Source organism: Rhodanobacter lindaniclasticus (assembly GCF_004799035.1).
Lineage (GTDB): Bacteria > Pseudomonadota > Gammaproteobacteria > Xanthomonadales > Rhodanobacteraceae > Rhodanobacter > Rhodanobacter lindaniclasticus.
The window spans coordinates 1-11,162 of sequence record NZ_MWIO01000090.1; the positions used below are offsets into that span (position 1 = coordinate 1).

Annotated in this window: 19 protein-coding genes and 1 pseudogene; 1 reads left to right on the forward strand and 19 read right to left on the reverse strand. The window is 61.6% G+C overall.

Annotation, left to right across the window (positions count from 1 at the left end):
- Positions 1-186: 186 nt before the first annotated feature.
- The 18 genes and pseudogenes from B1991_RS18290 to B1991_RS18365 form a co-directional block, all read right to left on the reverse strand.
- The gene (locus B1991_RS18290; protein WP_136260102.1) at positions 187-567 is read right to left on the reverse strand and encodes a hypothetical protein; all 381 of its coding nucleotides are present in this window, start codon (positions 565-567) and stop codon (positions 187-189) included.
- A 200-nt stretch (positions 568-767) separates the two neighbouring features.
- On the reverse strand, positions 768-1,427 hold the full coding sequence (locus B1991_RS18295) for a hypothetical protein (RefSeq protein ID WP_136260103.1): 660 nt from the start codon (positions 1,425-1,427) through the stop codon (positions 768-770).
- Between the two features lie 279 nt (positions 1,428-1,706).
- Positions 1,707-2,153 (reverse strand): phage terminase large subunit family protein, encoded by a 447-nt coding sequence (locus B1991_RS18300; RefSeq protein WP_246031235.1) that lies wholly within the window; start codon positions 2,151-2,153, stop codon positions 1,707-1,709.
- Positions 2,154-2,353: 200 nt separating this feature from the next.
- Positions 2,354-2,944, reverse strand: a pseudogene (locus B1991_RS18305) (terminase large subunit domain-containing protein); the annotation flags it as partial.
- A gap of 136 nt (positions 2,945-3,080) precedes the next feature.
- Positions 3,081-3,662: a helix-turn-helix domain-containing protein gene (locus tag B1991_RS18310; RefSeq protein WP_136260105.1), complete on the reverse strand. Its 582-nt coding sequence runs from the start codon at positions 3,660-3,662 to the stop codon at positions 3,081-3,083.
- A 157-nt stretch (positions 3,663-3,819) separates the two neighbouring features.
- Positions 3,820-4,047: a hypothetical protein gene (locus B1991_RS18315; protein ID WP_136260106.1), complete on the reverse strand. Its 228-nt coding sequence runs from the start codon at positions 4,045-4,047 to the stop codon at positions 3,820-3,822.
- Between the two features lie 703 nt (positions 4,048-4,750).
- Positions 4,751-4,915 (reverse strand): hypothetical protein, encoded by a 165-nt coding sequence (locus B1991_RS18915; protein ID WP_210772177.1) that lies wholly within the window; start codon positions 4,913-4,915, stop codon positions 4,751-4,753.
- 9 nt (positions 4,916-4,924) lie between these two features.
- Positions 4,925-5,224 carry a tail assembly protein gene (locus B1991_RS18920; RefSeq protein WP_210772178.1) on the reverse strand — a complete coding sequence of 100 codons (300 nt, stop codon included), beginning with the start codon at positions 5,222-5,224 and terminating at the stop codon, positions 4,925-4,927.
- A 93-nt stretch (positions 5,225-5,317) separates the two neighbouring features.
- Positions 5,318-5,443, reverse strand: a complete 126-nt coding sequence (locus tag B1991_RS19150) for a hypothetical protein (RefSeq protein ID WP_281280656.1) — start codon at positions 5,441-5,443, stop codon at positions 5,318-5,320.
- On the reverse strand, positions 5,440-5,661 hold the full coding sequence (locus B1991_RS18325; protein ID WP_136260107.1) for a hypothetical protein: 222 nt from the start codon (positions 5,659-5,661) through the stop codon (positions 5,440-5,442). The genes B1991_RS19150 and B1991_RS18325 overlap by 4 nt, the downstream gene beginning before the upstream one ends.
- 82 nt (positions 5,662-5,743) lie before the next feature.
- The gene (locus tag B1991_RS18330; RefSeq protein WP_136260108.1) at positions 5,744-6,694 is read right to left on the reverse strand and encodes a hypothetical protein; all 951 of its coding nucleotides are present in this window, start codon (positions 6,692-6,694) and stop codon (positions 5,744-5,746) included.
- Positions 6,695-6,697: 3 nt separating this feature from the next.
- Positions 6,698-6,895, reverse strand: coding sequence for a hypothetical protein (locus B1991_RS18335; RefSeq protein ID WP_136260109.1), 198 nt, complete (start codon positions 6,893-6,895; stop codon positions 6,698-6,700).
- A gap of 300 nt (positions 6,896-7,195) precedes the next feature.
- On the reverse strand, positions 7,196-7,678 hold the full coding sequence (locus B1991_RS18340; protein WP_136260110.1) for a hypothetical protein: 483 nt from the start codon (positions 7,676-7,678) through the stop codon (positions 7,196-7,198).
- Positions 7,679-7,741: 63 nt separating this feature from the next.
- Positions 7,742-7,954 carry a hypothetical protein gene (locus tag B1991_RS18345; RefSeq protein WP_136260111.1) on the reverse strand — a complete coding sequence of 71 codons (213 nt, stop codon included), beginning with the start codon at positions 7,952-7,954 and terminating at the stop codon, positions 7,742-7,744.
- A complete protein-coding gene (locus tag B1991_RS18350) occupies positions 7,951-8,169 on the reverse strand; it encodes a hypothetical protein (RefSeq protein ID WP_136260112.1) in 219 nt (72 codons plus the stop codon). Before B1991_RS18350 ends, B1991_RS18345 begins: the two co-directional genes overlap by 4 nt.
- On the reverse strand, positions 8,166-8,441 hold the full coding sequence (locus B1991_RS18355; RefSeq protein ID WP_136260113.1) for a hypothetical protein: 276 nt from the start codon (positions 8,439-8,441) through the stop codon (positions 8,166-8,168). The genes B1991_RS18350 and B1991_RS18355 overlap by 4 nt, the downstream gene beginning before the upstream one ends.
- Complete coding sequence (locus tag B1991_RS18360) at positions 8,438-8,641, reverse strand: hypothetical protein (protein ID WP_136260114.1); 204 nt, start codon at positions 8,639-8,641, stop codon at positions 8,438-8,440. The genes B1991_RS18355 and B1991_RS18360 overlap by 4 nt, the downstream gene beginning before the upstream one ends.
- Positions 8,638-8,847: a helix-turn-helix domain-containing protein gene (locus B1991_RS18365; protein ID WP_136260115.1), complete on the reverse strand. Its 210-nt coding sequence runs from the start codon at positions 8,845-8,847 to the stop codon at positions 8,638-8,640. The genes B1991_RS18360 and B1991_RS18365 overlap by 4 nt, the downstream gene beginning before the upstream one ends.
- Before the next feature lie 123 nt (positions 8,848-8,970).
- Between B1991_RS18365 and B1991_RS18370 the strand changes: the two genes are divergently transcribed.
- Entirely contained in the window at positions 8,971-9,558 is a 588-nt protein-coding gene (locus tag B1991_RS18370) for a hypothetical protein (protein WP_136260116.1), read from the forward strand.
- Positions 9,559-9,683: 125 nt separating this feature from the next.
- On the opposite strand, the gene B1991_RS18375 is transcribed toward B1991_RS18370, so the two are convergent.
- Positions 9,684-10,799: a tyrosine-type recombinase/integrase gene (locus B1991_RS18375; RefSeq protein ID WP_136260117.1), complete on the reverse strand. Its 1,116-nt coding sequence runs from the start codon at positions 10,797-10,799 to the stop codon at positions 9,684-9,686.
- Positions 10,800-11,162 lie beyond the last annotated feature (363 nt).

Consider the following 11,162-nt stretch of genomic DNA (forward strand, 5'->3'; position numbering starts at 1 on the left):
TGGTGCGCCAGCCTTGTCCAACTCCTGCCGCATGCCGGCAATCTTGCCCGAGAACAGTACATAGTCATCGCCCGAGATTGCACCGGACTTCTTGAATGCGGCCAGCTTCGCCTGCATCGCGTCCAGCCGTTCATACCCCGCAATGGTCGGGTCGATCTGGCCCAGCAGTTTCGCCAGCGCGCCGGTCTACTCCGCCACGCCTACGGTCGCAGCTTTGCGGGCGCGATCCTCGGCGGCAAGTAGCGCGGCACCACGGGCGGAAATATCAGCCTGCGAATTGGTACTGGCCTTCAGCTTGTCTACCGCCGCACGTTGCGCGTCGGTCATCTGCACATGGCGCTGGCCTGACGCTATCGAAGCGTTCTGTTGCCGCACCTGTTCCATGCTGGACGCGACCATATCCTTGATGCGCTTGGCCGCCTGTTCCTCTGTCTCACCAAGCTTTTCAACGGACTTCTGCGCACCATCGGCGGAGACGGTCAGCTTGTCGAGCGCTTCGCTGCCTTTGGTGATTTGGGTGGCGTCGGCCTTGAGGATGAGGCTTGCGGTTTCAGTCGAACGTGCCATGCGTATTCCTCCGGCAGTTTTTGACGTGCACCAGCACCACGTCAGCATCGTCATTCAGGCCGGCAGCAAGCCTTGCGGCAGCGTCCGACTATCCGTCTCGCACAATCAGCACCGGCACGCTCTGCGCGCTTGGTTCTTTGTTGTCAGTCATCGTTCAATCCTCGCGGCGGACCAGTCGCAACCAGCCCGCCGCTTGTGGGTCAGTAGAGGTGCGGGAAGTGTTTCGCCGCTTCGCCTAGCGTCTCGCGCTGTTCCTGCCGGCTCAGGCGACCGTCGCGGGCTACCTTGTCCACCGTGCGACCGATCATGATTCTCGCCGCCGACGCTGCCTGTTCCAAACTTCGCCGCCGCTGGACTTCCTCGGGATGTGCCCGATTCACTGCGGCTTCGCGCAGGTTGGCGAGTACCGTGTGCGACAGGCCCGTCAGGATCGCCGGCATGCGCAGGATGGCGTCACACATCCGTTGATCGCCACCGCTCTGCATAGCGGCAATGGCCTGCATGCGGGCGTTGTTGTCCAGACCCTTGAATGCCTGCACCAGCTGAACGTCGATGGTCGGAGTCGCGTAGTCACCGGTCTGGTATGCCTCGACGTAAGGCAGCGGTTCAATCATCTGCTCTCGCACAATGCCGCCGTGCTTATCGAGAGTGTCGGCGGTCTCGCCCAGCTTCTTGAGCGCGTCGCGGTTGATTTGGGCGATTCGCTTGGCCTTGCCTTCATCGCTCAGGTCGGGGTCGGCGTTGACCGCCGCCACCGCCTCGGCGGCTTCTGTAGTAATTTGCTGCGCCGCTTCGATCTGGTCACGGAACTGGTCAACCAGGGCATCCGCTCCGCGCGGTTGTTCCAGGATGACGGGCATCTCGCTGCGGTCGCCGGGGTTGGCGTAGTAGTACAGCGGCGCCGGATCGGTGTTGACGATCTAGGTCGATGGGTTGGGGTTGGTCACTTCTGCATTCATGCGGTTGAGTCCTTCGATGAATTTGTCATTGGTCGGGTTGGGGATCTGATAGCTCATGTGTTGCATCGCTAGTTGGTTGAGTGATGTCCGGTCACGGGAGGTAGCACCCTCCCGCCCGGACTGCCGGGGTTATTTAAGCAAACGCAACACTCGCCGGCTTGTCGCGCGGCCTTGATGGCCTTACATCGCCCACCTGATGTTGATGGACGTCGCCGGCTCAGGCTGGGTAGCGCCGAAGATGGCGAGGGCGGTCGCCAGCACAATGTCATCGTGTGCCCCTTCGCGGGCACCGAAGATAGGGTTTCCTGCCGTGCTGAACTTGACGCGGAAATCCTGCAGCTCCTTCAGCAGCGCGGGCGCGTCCTCCAGCGTAGGCTCGACGGCCAGCTCTTTGGAGTGCAAGAGAGCTTGAAGCCGGCTCACAAGATCCAGCTTCGCTACATGCCAGCCATCGCCGTCGCGGGTTACTTCACTGCCCCCGGTGATGGTGACGCCGTAGAGGCGCGACAGGTGCGCTTGGCGGAACATGTCAAACACGGCGCGGCCGACGCCGGTCTGGTCCACGTAGGTTGCAGTTTCGTGCGATGACAGTGGCTCGCGGCGTAACAGGCTGGCGACGTATTGCACCTAGGCCGGATAATTCGTGCCTAGTGGCAACCGTTCCAGGTGGCGCAGGTTGTATTCGGTGGGCGGGGGCTCGGGTACTGTGTCCTACAGCCGCTGCGCGCGCTGTCGTTCCACTACCGCAATCGCAGTGGGGTCGAACGTCTGCCCCAAGTCCACGCCTACAAAGTAACGGGTCGAGTACTTGAACAGGTCGGGCCGGATCATTTCCACAATGCACCTCCACAAGGCCGCATCGCAGCCTCGATCAAATCAGAACTGAAAAACGATTCATCGGTATCGACAAACTCGCAAAGGTATTCCTGCCGGTACTGCCATTCACCAATCGTCTTGCGCTCGGCCTCCAGCCACTCGGGACTGATACGCGGACATTCGGCGGCGGTGATCTTCGTGCGCGTCCATCCCTCGCCATGTGCCCACGCCTCGTAAAAGAAACCGCGCTTGCCCCACGGCGTGGTCAGCAGCACCATGCGGCCTTGGTTCGTCGCCAGCATCGGACGCAAGCCGGTGAACAGGCTGTCATCCACACGGCTCGCCTCATCCACGATAACCAGCTTGGGCGCGGAGTAGCCGCGAATGGTGGCTTCGGTACCCGGCAACGCGATGATGCGCGCACCGTTCTCCAGCTCCAGCCGCAGTGCCGACTCGTTCGTGATCTTCGGTGCATCGGGCTGGGCGTTGTGGAAGTCGCGCACTTTGCGGAACAACTCCACGGATTGCCGTTGCGCCGGTGCCACCAGCAGGATCAGGCCGGGATCGAACTGCGCCGTATTAAGTGCCAGCGCGCCGACCGTGGTGGACTTGCCCGCCTACCGCGAACACAGCACCAGGTGACGGTCCGCCGTGCTGCATAGTAGGTCGGTCTGCCACGGATCGGGGGCCAGTCCCGCATCGTGCATGACGCGGGTCGGATCTAGTGCGCGGGCAAAGTCACGGGCTAGTGGCGTCAGTGCATTCACCGTCGATGACCTCCCTGTGTTCAAGTTGCTGCAGCGAATGCAGCACCGCCAGCTTGGCGTCGTGGTACGGGCGCAGGGCTTGGATGACAGCCGTACGGAAGGCGTGGAACTCAGGGGCCAGCAGGATGTTCGTCGTCACGTTGCCGGTCTTGATGTCACCCAGCAACTTGGCGATCAGCTCCGATGACTTGAGCGCAGCGACACTGGCGCGGGTAGCGTTGGCGAAGTCGTCGATAGCCTCGGCCTTGTCGGCGATGCGTTGCTGACGTGCACGCTCGTGCACCAGGTTCTGCAGCAGCCCCTCGGACTCGGTGCGCTTCAGCTCCTGCAAGTCAGCGGGATTGACTCGGCGCCCCGTGGCCTGCAACTGCGTCACCAGTTCAGCGGGCATGTGCAGCTGGCGATGGCGGTACAGCGAGTCCTTTGATATGCCGTACTTCGCCGCCACCACGCGGACCGGCGCGCCGCTAGCCAGGCGCAGCTCGATCTCGGGTCGCCGCTCGTGTTCGCAGGTGTGACAGGCACGGCCACGGTTGTCCCTGTAGCCCTTCATGGGGTCACCTCTGCCTGCCAGGCGCGCAGCACAGCCTCCAAGTGCGCCAGTGCAACTAGGGCGTCCCGCATGGTCTCGGGAGACGGGTCGTCGATCGCGCCCTATATGGCAAGGCTGGCGTTGGTGGCGAGTGCGTTGGTCAGCGTCGTACGGTTGTTCATTTGGTTGCCTCGCTATGTAGGCAGGCCAGGACCTCGTTCAATAGCTTGACCATGGACTGCGCCTTCTCAATGGCCGCTGGCGTACGTTCACGTGCCACAGCAGCCAAGGCCAGCGTTAGGGCGTAGCTGTATTGATCGAACACGGCGGGCGCGATCCAAGCGGCGTTGACGTCATGCGTAATGCGGGGCCGGAACAACACGACGTTGTTAGCTGGGGTTTCCATGGCGCTCAGTACCGCGTCCGCTTCAATCGCGGGATAGGTCCAGTGTCGGCCTCCACCATGCCGGTTTCAGGAAGGCGAGACGCGAGCGCCAGAAGGGCTCCGGCGGCGCCAGTGACATGGCCTTGCAGTTCGGCCAAGGCGGCCCGCGTAGGGCTTCCAGCGGCGCCCCGGAAGGCTTGGGCAAGGTACTGGCCCCAATCTGCGACGTGGTGGACAGCCTAGGCGGTCGGAAGCGTGCTCGCGGCCTCGGCGCGGTCGGCCCAGGTGGTGGCGATCTGTTCGATGGTGCGGGTCATGGGTGTTCCTTTTGTTTGTGCGAGTCGGTGTCGCGGTGAAAAGTCCGGAGATGGTTTTCCGTACTGGCGTCCGTACGATATGAAAGAAAATGGTTATTTCTTGCAATATCAATGTGTTAGCTACTACTGCATCTGCCTTGCTAGGGCAGGTGCCAGCCTGTACGTACGGAAGCGTATGTCGTAAGTGTATGATTTGTCTAGCCTTTATTGGCACAGTTCGTTTTATCTCCCCCTGCCAACATTAGCCTCCCTCAATCGGTTTCAGCAGTTCTCGTTGCGGTAGAACCGTCCCGCCTTTATCAACTTCATGGCCCGCCGGTAGTACCAGCGACAGGCGACGCTTGCGCAGTGGTGGCGCTTGCCACGATGGCGTTTCAGGACACGGCCACAGCCCATGCAGGACAGGCTCATGCCGGAAGCTCGTCATAGGGGGTTTTCGGGTTCCACGGGCCGCCACCGGGGACGGTGCCGCCGCCGTCGATGCCCGCATTCTTCGGCGAGTAGTCTTCGGCATTGATGCCGGCGGAAATCACGGCGCTGCCCACGATCATGCGACCATACAGCAGCGGCACGGGGTTGCCCTAGGCTTGGGTATTCACCGCGCCGTTGAACGAATAGGACGGCTCGTTATCGACGGACTTGTTCTTTGTGCCGTGGGGGACGGGGGTCAGGAGCTGGACGACGCCGCCAAGGATCATGGAAGTGCCTGCCGCGTACAGTGCGTTACTGATTGGGTTTGGTGCGCCGTAAAGGTAAGCCTGCACAAGATAGCCGACCGCAATCAGCACCGCGCCCAGAATGATGTTGACCACGCCGCCGTTCTTGCTGCCCATGATGATGGGGGCAATGCGGATTTCGTCATGGCCCACGGGGTCGTGCAATTGGTCCTCGGTGATGTTTTCCTTGCCGCGCCAGACCGCGAAGCCGATGCCCTAATCCTTCGCGCCGGCCAGGTACGCCTTGGACGCCGGAAACTAGCTGCACAAATAACGGATGGCCTCTGCCGTGGTGTTCGTTTCCAGGTGGACGCGATGCACTCTGCCGAACTTCTTGCCCATCTGCCCGGACAGCTTGATCGTCGTCATGCGTTGACTGTTCATGCGGCGATTACTCCATGGGCGCGTTTGCTGGCGGTTGCCGTGGCACGGGCGTTGATGAACCGGCCTTGTTCGGTGTCGTCCGTTATGGCGATAAAGCACGGGCCGCACAGCCGGTAGCGGATGGGGATGCCGGCATCGTCATCCAAGCCGAACTCTGCCGACGGTTGGCCGAAGCGGAAGCGGGCGTTGCAGCCGTCGCAATGGGTGATGGCTTTCATGCCGCCACCTCGCAGCCGTCGAAGTTCTAAATCCTCGATTTCTTCATTTTCTTTCTCCGCCAGTTAATGAGGTGGCCGCCCATTACGCGGAGCGGCTGCGCGAGACAAATTCATCATGGCGGTGTGAATCCGTCTGCATACCATTATAGCGATCGGTGGAAGTTAATCGTCCCCGTCCGCTAATCCAATCTGTGGGCGGCACGGTCGGATGGCGGTCGTGGAACAGTTGCGCCATTGGTCCGAACAGTTCCACCTTGGTGGAATCTGGCAACCAGGCAGGTTCAGCGAATGCGCGCGCGAAGCTGCGTCCGGTCGGTGTCGGCCGCCAGTTGTCCGCGTCGGCAAAGAGCGCCACGGCTTCACGGTAGCGGCGGCGATAGACCTTCAGGGCTGCCTTGCGCAGCGGGGCCAACGTGCCGTTCCTCCGCTTGAATTGCCTATCCCTCTCATGGAGCGTCGGCCGGTGCGGTCGGTGGCACTTAATCCATTGCCCCACCTCCTGGTCGCCGTCCCCATCCCCGCGTGTCTCGCCATAGACCAGGATCAGCAGCGCGTCAGCAGCAGCGGTTTGCAACATATCCATGTTCCGATGGTGACCGCTCGCCAGCAAGTAGTTAGCGCCGTACTGGATACAGCGCTCCACGCCGATCAGATTGCGTTGCCACACCAAGGCCAGCAGATCCGGCCTTACGTCGTGGCGGCCCTTTCCGATCATGGAGAACCCCATCCATCGGGCGGATTGATCTGTTGACCTGCGGGCCACCATGCCCGCCTTCCGTGGCGCCTTTACGCCCGCGTGCACCTTGCCTTCCTTGTCAACGCGAATCCACAGATCGCCCCGGCGCTCGACAGGCAGGTATTCCAGTTGCGTCGGTTTGTCCGAATCACTCCCTGCGGAAAATGTCAGTTCGTCGGCAACGTCCAGGCCCGCGTCGGCTGCGTCCGGGTCGTCCAGACCCAGCGCACTGATACGGCCCGCGCCAAATACCGGCACGTCTGCTGCTTTTGTTTCGCCCCGCCAGGCGTTGGTCATGGGTCAGCCCACTTTGCGGAACGGTATCGGCGCGCACACGGGGCGCGGGCGCAGGCCGACACGCGGGCGCCACAGCCAGGGCGGGATCACGACCAGCTCGCAGCCGCCACGCAGCCGCATCCGCTGCGGCGGGCACTCACGGAAGGCCCAGCCTCGCGAGCGTTCCGCTAGCGCCAGCAGCTTGTCCAGTTCAGTTGCCATCGGTGTCTCCATCTTCGTTTCGAATGTCCGCTTGGCATGCGGACGCTTTGCGGACAAACCCACTGGGTTTCGTAACGGTTTCGTGGGGTCGTCGGCTATTTCAGAGCCTCTGGAGCCTCAAAAGCACAGGATCAAGAGCGCCCTACTGCCTGGTAATCTTTTAAGGTGTACACCTGGTGTATTAGTGGGAACCCAAAAAAGGGGCTGACTTGTACACCTGGTGTATTGGTGGTTGGCACTTTTCGCCCATCTTCTCGCTGACTAATACACGTGGTGTACAAGGTGAATACACCAGGTGTATTAGGCGACGCGTTTTTCATGCCGCCTCTTTTTGCTCCGAGACCGGAAGGAGCGGCTGGACATCGGCTTCTGATAGACGTACTTTTCGCGCGGCTCCTTCCAAGCATCGGATGGCTTACCGGTCGGGTTGATTGCTAGCGGCTTGTCGGTTTTTTCGTCGATCCGGCGCCACGTAAACGCGTGCAGGTTCGGCTTATTGAGTCCGCCACTCTGCGTTCGCACCAGCAACCCGTAGTACTCGCATTCCAGCATCGCTTTGTGCAGCGTGGTGGGCGAGTTCCAGCCCCGTAGGCTCATGAGCGACCACGACGCGCACAGATAGCCGTTGTTGAAGCCGGTGTATTGCGTGCCAAGGTCAACAATCAGCTTGACCCCGTACGGCGACAACATGGCCATGTTCGGATGGCGAATCAGAGAGTTTGGCAAGAGGAGCGCGCCTTCCTTGCCAATATCGCTGAATCGGTTCTCTTTCTTCCTTCCCATGTGTTCCCTCCAAAATGGCCATCGTGTAAGATGGGCCCGTCAGTACATCGTTGTGTTATCGAATCAGCCCGCACTCGCAATGCGGGCTTTTTCATTGGCGTAATCCGTGTCTCCGGCATCCAGCAGCACCAGGGCCACGCGACGCCCTGCGTAGGCCGCTGGCAGCGCCGTGAAGGGCAGGAACGTGCACTGGCTGGCCGTCTGCACGGTCACCACGGGCGCGCCCTGTACGCGCTCCCGGAAGCCTTCCCGGTAGCCTTCCGTTTGGTCGCTCACGTCCGTTCTCCCGCCACCATCCGCAGTCGCTGGACGTGCGCTGTCACGCCGTACAGGGACAGCGCCACGCCATCGCACCGACTACGACTCGGATCAGCCGCCAGCGCTTCCAGCTCGGCGTGGATACGCTCGGCCAGGGCAGGGAGTGCCGCCAGCAGTTCCGCGCCCGAAGGTTCGGCGTAGAGGCGGCGGCTCAGGTCCAGGTCGCCGGTCATGGGCGCTCCGTGCGCTTGCAGGCGCCATCAACGCTCGTCATCAGCGCACCGATGGCGTCGGCGGCGAACGCCACCAGATAGGCAACTTCCGGGGTCATGCCATCCTGCACGGCTTGAGTGGCGATGTCCTCGATCGACTCGGCCAGGCAAGCGGCTTTCGACGTGGCGAGGTTGGCGTCAATGCCGGCGCGCACCTCGAACAAATAATTGTCGATGCACGGGACAATGCCGAAGGTGGATCGGATGGTGAGACCGTTGGCTTCGTTCTTCATGACTGCGCCTCCTTGTTTCCGGAGATCAGATCACTGGTTTCCTCCAGCATCTGCATCAGCAGATAGGCGATGGCGGAAAGCGTGCCCCCGCAGAGTTCATCCTGATTGCACTCCGACAGCAGATCGGCGATGGCGTATGCACCGCTCAGTCGCAGGGTGCAGGCGTCGATTGTGTCGTGCGATAGCGTTTTGTTGTTCATGCGGCTTTACTCCCCTCGCGCTCCTTGCGATCGACGTACTCGGCCAGTGCGCGGGCGCTGATCATGCGGCGCCTGCCGTCCTTGTAGCTGGCGATGGTCCCGCTGGTCATGGCTTCGTACAGGGCGCTGCGGGACTTGCCGATGAGTAGGGCCGCCTCGGTGATGCCGTAGGCGAGTTTCTGCGGAGGGTTGCTTGGTTGCGTCATGGTTGGGTTCCGTTTCGTTATGGACGTTTGTGCATACTAAACTGCACGAACGTACTTGTACACCCAAACCTATTAGGATGTAAAGTGCCCTCAACACGAAAGAACCCGCACACCGGAGATTCCATGTCAGAACCCAAAAACAAGGGCGGCAGACCGCGCCGGGCACCGGGTGAGAAACTGCAACGAGTCACTCTCAGCCTGCGACCGAAATTGATGTTCGGGTTAGAGCTTGTTGCTCGTGATCGTCAGACGTCACTGAGCCAAGCAGCGGAGCACCTGCTATCACTCGCTCTGCGGGAATATAGGGTTGACGGTCGTTCGGTGATGCTCCTCCTCGACATGCTGTCGGAACAGCAGGACAGAAAGGGGAGGAGTCCGATAACGGGCGATCAATGGGTGCAGTTGATGCTGGCGAGCAAGGGCGGCAAGGCGATGGTCACTCCGGTCTCACTGATGACCCCGGCAGACCGGGCATTCATGGAGGCGGTGAATGCGCAACCTAACGATCAGAGCTTTAATCCGCTTCCTTTCCATCGCCCTGATATGGTGGATGAGCTTTATCAGGAGGTGACCGCGCTTGAACAATCGGGCATGTCAAAAGCTGAGATCGCGGCGGTGGCAAAGGCTCGTCTGCAAGTGATGTGGCATGGTCAGAAAAAAAGCGAAGCTAAGATCGCCCCCCACAAAAAACCCCGTGCTAAGCGGGGCTGATGGTCACCGGCAACGTTGCCAGCTTTCTCTGGCGGTCGCCGGAAATTGGTCAGCGTTGACCCATTGCGGGTTTCGCCAATTGGCGAATTCGCCCATGGGCGAAAGGGTGCAACGTTGCACCTTTGCTACAGCGCCAGCCCCGCCATCGCCTTGGCCGCGTGTTCATGTAGCAAGTGCCCGTAGTGCTTTTCGATCATCGCCAGGGACGTGCCGGCCATCCTCGCCACGGTCAGCGAGTCCATGCCGCCCACGAGCATGTCGGTGATGACGCTATGGCGCAGCGTGTAGGCACAGACGCCAGCGGGCAGCTTGGCAGCCTTCGCGGCCTTCTTGATCGGCTGCTTCCAGCGCTCTTTGTGCCACGGGGAGCCGTCGTCATAGGCGATCAGCGGCGCGGCGGGCAGCTTGCTCTTTGCCTGACCCTGCAGCAGCTTCTTTGCTTCTGGCGACAGGGCCACAACGCGCCCCTCTCCGGCCTTGTCGGTGGTGATCCGTAGGCTGGCCCGCCTCGCGCTCAGGTCGGCGACTGTGGCCGCTGCAAGAGCGCCAGGACGCAAGGGCAGGAGGCACAGGGCGCGCACGAAGGGGCGGGCACCTTCCGGCAGCGCTTCCACCAGCGACCGGCGCTGCTCGCGGTTCAAGTACAGGTCTCGCCGCGTGGTGACCTCGTGCGGCTTGACGCCCGTCCATTCGATGGCCCGCCCCGCCTCGACGTACCGCGACGACACGGCGTAGTTAAGCGCGGCCTTGAGCGCGGACAGCGTGCGGTTCTTGCTGGCGTCGCTCATGTCCAGGCCGGCGCGCCATGCCTTGATCTGCTCGGCGCGGAGCTTGGCCAGCTTCACCTTGGCGATGGTGTGGCCGTAGACGGTACGCGTGAACCGGCCGTCGGCATCGTCGGCGTTGGCGTCGCCCACTTCGCGGCGGCGGTCCTTGACGTACGCCTTGCACGCATCCTCGACGGTCTGCACCTCGGACGTGTCAACGCCGGCATCTACCTGCTTGGCCCATGCGTGCGCAGCCTTCACCGCGTCATCGTACGGAATCGAATCAGCATGGCCGATGGCGTTGTAGCGCTGGCGCCCGTCGTCGTCACGCTGGCGGGCAATCCAGGTGCCGCCGCCGTCCAGTTTGCGGAATCCGACAAACAGGCCGCGCGCGATCGGAGCGCCCCAATATGGCTCACGCCGGACGGCTAGACGGTTGCGAACGCGAACCTTGTCGATCTCGAAACGGGCCATGATTTTCTCCGTACGGACGTAGTACGGAAAAACTATAGCACACTCGACCGGACGCGCAAGGACTAGAAGCAAGGTATTTCAACGGTTTAGTGCGTCCATGCAAGTCCGTAAAAGTCCGCTTTTCTGCCTTCACACGGCAGGTGTCGCAAGTTCGATCCTTGCATCGCCCACCATACAGAGTCGCGAAAAGGCCACCCGTCGGGTGGCCTTTTTCGTGTTCGCGGCAAGGGAGCCGGCCTTGCCGATAGCCGCTGGGTCCGGCGGCGTGCCGCAGGGGGATGGGGGCGAATTGCTAGACTTGCCGCCTTTCCCGACGCAAGTGCACGCTCATGGCATTCCTCGACACCGAACTGGTTCGCATCT

Bases quoted from the DNA above. Each gene is read 5' to 3' on its own strand.
- B1991_RS18290 (WP_136260102.1), bottom strand. From the start codon at position 567: ATGGCACGTTCGACTGAAACCGCAAGCCTCATCCTCAAGGCCGACGCC.
- B1991_RS18295 (WP_136260103.1), bottom strand. From the start codon at position 1,427: ATGCCCGTCATCCTGGAACAACCGCGCGGAGCGGATGCCCTGGTTGAC.
- B1991_RS18310 (WP_136260105.1), bottom strand. From the start codon at position 3,662: ATGAAGGGCTACAGGGACAACCGTGGCCGTGCCTGTCACACCTGCGAA.
- B1991_RS18315 (WP_136260106.1), bottom strand. From the start codon at position 4,047: ATGGAAACCCCAGCTAACAACGTCGTGTTGTTCCGGCCCCGCATTACG.
- B1991_RS19150 (WP_281280656.1), bottom strand. From the start codon at position 5,443: ATGAACAGTCAACGCATGACGACGATCAAGCTGTCCGGGCAGATGGGC.
- B1991_RS18325 (WP_136260107.1), bottom strand. From the start codon at position 5,661: ATGAAAGCCATCACCCATTGCGACGGCTGCAACGCCCGCTTCCGCTTC.
- B1991_RS18330 (WP_136260108.1), bottom strand. From the start codon at position 6,694: ATGACCAACGCCTGGCGGGGCGAAACAAAAGCAGCAGACGTGCCGGTA.
- B1991_RS18335 (WP_136260109.1), bottom strand. From the start codon at position 6,895: ATGGCAACTGAACTGGACAAGCTGCTGGCGCTAGCGGAACGCTCGCGA.
- B1991_RS18340 (WP_136260110.1), bottom strand. From the start codon at position 7,678: ATGGGAAGGAAGAAAGAGAACCGATTCAGCGATATTGGCAAGGAAGGC.
- B1991_RS18350 (WP_136260112.1), bottom strand. From the start codon at position 8,169: ATGACCGGCGACCTGGACCTGAGCCGCCGCCTCTACGCCGAACCTTCG.
- B1991_RS18355 (WP_136260113.1), bottom strand. From the start codon at position 8,441: ATGAAGAACGAAGCCAACGGTCTCACCATCCGATCCACCTTCGGCATT.
- B1991_RS18360 (WP_136260114.1), bottom strand. From the start codon at position 8,641: ATGAACAACAAAACGCTATCGCACGACACAATCGACGCCTGCACCCTG.
- B1991_RS18365 (WP_136260115.1), bottom strand. From the start codon at position 8,847: ATGACGCAACCAAGCAACCCTCCGCAGAAACTCGCCTACGGCATCACC.
- B1991_RS18370 (WP_136260116.1), top strand. From the start codon at position 8,971: ATGTCAGAACCCAAAAACAAGGGCGGCAGACCGCGCCGGGCACCGGGT.
- B1991_RS18375 (WP_136260117.1), bottom strand. From the start codon at position 10,799: ATGGCCCGTTTCGAGATCGACAAGGTTCGCGTTCGCAACCGTCTAGCC.